Below are 4317 nucleotides of genomic sequence, written 5' to 3' on the forward strand. Positions count from 1 at the left end.
CCCCGGTCTCCCCGGCCGTACGTCGAGGCAGGGCGGGTCGGCGTTCTCGTACCCCGGCCCGACCTGGCATGGACCGGTCGACTGCCGTGTGGATCAGGCCAATTCGGCGTTGCGGGACTACGCAAGGCAACGCGGTGATTACCGTGCGTACTTCGAGCGGGTGGCCCAGCGCGGGCCGCCCCCTGTGTCGTACGAGGAGAGCCCGAGTGAAGCCAACCGGCCCGCTGCGTATCGTCTTTGCCGCCCTGGGTGTCACCGTCACCGTGGCGCTCGCGCCGACAGCCTCGGCCGCGCCCGCCGCGCCCACCGCACCCCCGGCGCACGCTGCCGCGGCCGCCGCCTGCACCGGCGAGTACCACGGCGACGCCCGCCTGGGCCCGAAGCGGCTGCCGAAGCAGTGGCAGGCCCCGGTCGGCCCGCTGCTGAAGAACTGGAACCGGACCGGTGGCCTCTCCGACGCCGCGTACCTGAAGAAGTACTGGGAGGGACCGGCGGACGGCGGCGGCTGGAAGTACCCGCCGAACGACGGCTTCGCAGAGAAGAACGGCACGATCGACAAGGAGCCCACCAAGCTCCGCAAGGGCCAGCGCCTCGACCGCTTCGGCTCCGAGTACGGCGGCTTCCTGGCCCCGGCGGGCGACTCGTACGCGAAGCGGGCGCTGCCGCCGCAGAACCTCAACACCCGGGACGCCACGGCCCCTTGCGACTACCGCGTCTACAAGGTCGCCAAGCCGTTCTGGGTGTGGCAGGGCAGCATCGCGCCCTGGTTCGAGCAGCCGGGCGGCGGGCAGCAGATCAAGCTCGACGCGGTGTTCCTCGACCCGGGCGAGGGGCAGCGCCTCAACGTGAAGTGGCTGCTCGACCGCGGCTATCTCGCCCCGGCCGCGCAGTGACCACGCGATGCAGCGCCAGGCCCTGCGTGCCGCGCTGACCGCCGCGGGAGTGCCCGACGGGTACTACCGCATCGAGGGCGTGCACGAGCCGACCCCCACACCCCCGGACTTCCTGTTCCTGCGCAGGGCGCCGGACGGGGCGTGGGAGACCGGCCTGTACGAACGCGGCATGTACGAAGTGATCACCCACCACGGCACCGAGGACGAGGCCTGCGCGGCGCTGCTGCGGATGCTCCTCTGACGGCGCCGGTCACTCGCGAGTCGCCGGCCCCGAAGTGCCACGGCCCCGGCGCGTGCGCCCGCACGTGCCGGGGCCGCCCCACCCCGTACGGAGAACCCCCGAACCCATGCGTGCGCACGCCCTCCCGTATCGGCAGCTCAACAGCCTGGCCACCTGGTTCCTCGGGACCTTCGCGCTTGCCTCGGGGGCCGTGCTGCTGCTCTCCACCGGGCCGTCGGCGGCCGAACTCCGCGCTCTCGCCGGGGAAGTGCTCATCACGTCGGTGGGCATCGCCGTCCTGGTGAACCTGGCCAACAAGCGCCGCGACCGGCAGGAGCTGACCGAGGCGATCGGGCTCCGGCACGACATCGAGCGCAGCGGACTGCTCGCGGTCGGCGCCGACTATCTCGACCTGGTCGATTGGGACCACCAGCTGTCCCGCACCCGTGCCCTCGACGTGTCCTGCGCCTGGTCGACGACGTGGCGCGGCGCGCACCGCGAGGAGCTGAAACGGCTTGTACGGCGCCCCGGCACCCGCGTGCGGTTCTTCCTGCCCGACCACACCGACCCGGCCTGCGTCGACGCGCTGAGCCACCGCTTCCACCCCGTCTACACGCACCACGACGTGCGGGCCAAGGTGCGGGAGGCGCTCGACGACTGTCTGCGGCTCGCGCGTACGGCACCGCCCGGCTCGGTCGAGATCTGGGCCTGCCCCGCTTTCCGGGCGTCGACGATCTACCGCATGGACGACGCGATGGTCGTCACGCAGTACCACTCACAGCCGGACCGGCAGCCGGTGCCGACGCACGCGTACCGGCCCGGAACCCCGCTGTACGCCTTCTACGAGCGGGAGTTGGCGGCGATCAGGGACGCGAGCAAGCAGGTCTTTCCGTAGCCTCAAGGGCCCCGCGCCCCGCGGTTCAGCCGTTCCTCAGCGGACGCGTATGGATCTTGGCGACGCAGGCCGGGACGGCCGCACCGTCGTCGTGGTTCCTGGCCCGGTAGGCGCTCGGGGTCTCGCCGACCAGCTCGGTGAAGCGGGAGCTGAACGAGCCGAGCGAGGTGCACCCCACCTCGAAACAGACCTCGGTCACGGACAGATCGCCGCGACGCAGCAGGGCCTGGGCCCGCTCGATGCGGCGTGTCATCAGATAGCTGTACGGGGTCTCTCCGTACGCGGCGCGGAAGCTGCGGGAGAAGTGCCCCGCAGACATCAGGGCGACGGCGGCCAGCGCGGGCACGTCGAGCGGCTGCGCGTAGTCACGGTCCATCGCGTCACGGGCCCGGCGCAACCGGGCGAGGTCCTGCAGATCCACGCCGCCATTTTCCCACAGCCCGGCAGCCCTTCCGGGGTCAGGTACCGCTCGCGCGATCGGCCGTGGCCAGGCGCAGCCGTCGCAGCAGCTCGCGGGCCGCCGGGCCGGAGGGGCCGTCCGTACGCCAGGCGAGCGCCACCCGGCCGCGGAGCGCGCTGTCGGTGAACGGGACGGTGCGCAGGCCGAGTTGAGCTGCCTCGTCGGCGGTGAGTGCGGGGACGACGGCGGCTCCGAGGCCGCGGGCGGCGAGTCGGCCGAGCAGTTCGGGAGCCGCGGCCTCGAAGGCGATACGGGGAGTGAATCCGGCGGCCGCGCAGGCGCCGTCGAGGACGCCGCGGATGCCGGTGCCACGCGGCAGGCTGATCAGCGGGCGGTCGCGCAGCGCCGTCAGCGGCACCCCGGCACGGCCGGTGGCGACGAGCAGCGGGTCGTCGGAGGCGAGGAGCGGGTCGTCGGGGGCGACGGCGGCGACCAGCGGCACGTCGACGAGTACCTCGTGCGCGATGCCGGGGCCGAGTGCGGCGCCGGTCAGGCCGATCACCGCGATGTCGAGTTCGCCGTGGCGCAGCGCCGCGAGCATCCGCTCCGAAGTGTCCTCGGTGAGCGCGATCCCGACGCCCGGGTGGGCGTCGTGAAAGTCGGCGAGCACGGCGGCCACGTCGAGTTCATGGGCGGCCGCGCCGGAGACCAGGCCGATGGCCACATGACCGCGCAGCAGTCCGGCGTACTCGTCCACGGTGTCGCGCAGCCCGTCCACGGCGGCGAGCGCGGCCCGCGCGTACGGCAGCACGGCCGCGCCGACCTCTGTGAGGGCCACGGTCCGGCCCGAGCGGTCGAGGAGCGGGTGGCCCAACTCCCGTTCCAGTTGCCGGATCTGCGCGCTGACGCCCGGCTGTGCGAGGTGCAGCCGGGCGGCGGCGCGGGTGAAGTTGGCCTCTTCGACGACGGTGACGAAGTAGCGCAGTTGCCGCAGTTCCATGACCGTGGAGTCTAGAAGCACCGGTTCTGGGTCTGAGAAGAACTGGCTCTTGGACTTATGGGTGGGGGTGCGGTGATCGTGGAGGCATGGAGCAGCTCAAGAGCCTGATCGCCGCCGAACGCCGGGAGATCGCCGACCTGTTGGACGGTCTGACGGCCGAGCAGTGGGACGCGCCGAGTCTGTGCGCGGGCTGGCGGGTGCGGGAGGTCGCGGCCCATATGTCGATGGGCTTCCGCTACTCGCTGCCGCAGGTCGTCGGGCATCTGGTGCGGGCGCGCGGCAGCCTGCACCGGATGACCGACCGCCTGGCCCGCGCCGACGCCGCCGCTGCCGCTCCCGGACAGCTCGCCGGGTGGCTGCGCGAGCATGCCGAGCATCCGTGGACGCCCCCGGTCGGCGGTCTCGCCGGGGCGCTCGGCCACGATGTGGTGCACGGCATGGACATCACGGTGGCGCTCGGCCTGGACCGCCGGGTGCCGGAGGAACGCGTACGGGTCCTGCTCGGCCAAGTGTCGTACCGGGGCGCCAAGTTCTTCGGCGCCGACCTGTCCGGGGTGCGGCTGTGCGCCGACGACCTCGACTGGTCGTTCGGCAGCGGCACCCCGGTGACCGGCTCGGGGCAGGACCTGCTGCTGTTCGCGTTCGGCCGGAAGGTGCCTGCGGGGCGGCTGGTCCCCGAGCCGGGTGGCCGTCGCTAGCCGCGTCGTGCTGTGACGTTCAGGACGAAGTCGAAGGTGCCCTGTCGGCTGCTGCCGTTGTCCTGGACGGTCATGAGCAACGCCGGGCCGAAGAGGGCGTCGGGGTCGTTGCGCGGCTCGTCCGGGACAGTACAACTGCGTCGTGAGTACGGGGTTGCCGGGTGCCTGCGCCTTCATGTGCGTGCGGAAGTGGGGTGCGGGGTACGGGGGT

At 72.6% G+C, this 4317-nt stretch carries 6 protein-coding genes and 1 pseudogene; 4 read left to right on the forward strand and 3 right to left on the reverse strand.

Annotated elements, in window-relative coordinates; all coding sequences use genetic code 11:
* Positions 1-206 precede the first annotated feature (206 nt).
* The 3 genes from GUY60_RS35075 (at position 207) to GUY60_RS35085 (ending at position 2008) form a co-directional block, all read left to right on the forward strand.
* Positions 207-893, forward strand: coding sequence for a TNT domain-containing protein (locus tag GUY60_RS35075; protein ID WP_312866543.1), 687 nt, complete (start codon positions 207-209; stop codon positions 891-893).
* A gap of 7 nt (positions 894-900) precedes the next feature.
* Positions 901-1134, forward strand: a complete 234-nt coding sequence (locus GUY60_RS35080; protein WP_161705364.1) for a hypothetical protein — start codon at positions 901-903, stop codon at positions 1132-1134.
* A gap of 106 nt (positions 1135-1240) precedes the next feature.
* Entirely contained in the window at positions 1241-2008 is a 768-nt protein-coding gene (locus GUY60_RS35085) for a hypothetical protein (protein WP_161705366.1), read from the forward strand.
* A 25-nt stretch (positions 2009-2033) separates the two neighbouring features.
* Here the strand turns inward: GUY60_RS35085 and GUY60_RS35090 are convergent, their stop codons facing one another.
* Together GUY60_RS35090 and GUY60_RS35095 are read right to left on the reverse strand one after the other, a co-directional pair.
* Positions 2034-2384 carry a helix-turn-helix transcriptional regulator gene (locus GUY60_RS35090; protein ID WP_188133214.1) on the reverse strand — a complete coding sequence of 117 codons (351 nt, stop codon included), beginning with the start codon at positions 2382-2384 and terminating at the stop codon, positions 2034-2036.
* An 82-nt stretch (positions 2385-2466) separates the two neighbouring features.
* Complete coding sequence (locus GUY60_RS35095) at positions 2467-3408, reverse strand: LysR family transcriptional regulator (RefSeq protein WP_161705371.1); 942 nt, start codon at positions 3406-3408, stop codon at positions 2467-2469.
* Positions 3409-3494: 86 nt separating this feature from the next.
* Between GUY60_RS35095 and GUY60_RS35100 the strand changes: the two genes are divergently transcribed.
* On the forward strand, positions 3495-4106 hold the full coding sequence (locus GUY60_RS35100) for a maleylpyruvate isomerase family mycothiol-dependent enzyme (RefSeq protein ID WP_161705373.1): 612 nt from the start codon (positions 3495-3497) through the stop codon (positions 4104-4106).
* 5 nt (positions 4107-4111) lie between these two features.
* Here GUY60_RS35100 and GUY60_RS39350 read toward each other — a convergent pair.
* Positions 4112-4317, reverse strand: a pseudogene (locus tag GUY60_RS39350) (carbohydrate-binding protein); the annotation flags it as partial.

The organism is Streptomyces boluensis, assembly GCF_009908195.1.
In the GTDB taxonomy this organism is placed as follows: Bacteria; Actinomycetota; Actinomycetes; order Streptomycetales; family Streptomycetaceae; genus Streptomyces; species Streptomyces boluensis.

Coding starts and splice junctions, on each gene's coding strand:
- GUY60_RS35080 (WP_161705364.1), top strand. CDS start 901: ATGCAGCGCCAGGCCCTGCGTGCCGCGCTGACCGCCGCGGGAGTGCCC.
- GUY60_RS35085 (WP_161705366.1), top strand. CDS start 1,241: ATGCGTGCGCACGCCCTCCCGTATCGGCAGCTCAACAGCCTGGCCACC.
- GUY60_RS35090 (WP_188133214.1), bottom strand. CDS start 2,384: ATGGACCGTGACTACGCGCAGCCGCTCGACGTGCCCGCGCTGGCCGCC.
- GUY60_RS35095 (WP_161705371.1), bottom strand. CDS start 3,408: ATGGAACTGCGGCAACTGCGCTACTTCGTCACCGTCGTCGAAGAGGCC.
- GUY60_RS35100 (WP_161705373.1), top strand. CDS start 3,495: ATGGAGCAGCTCAAGAGCCTGATCGCCGCCGAACGCCGGGAGATCGCC.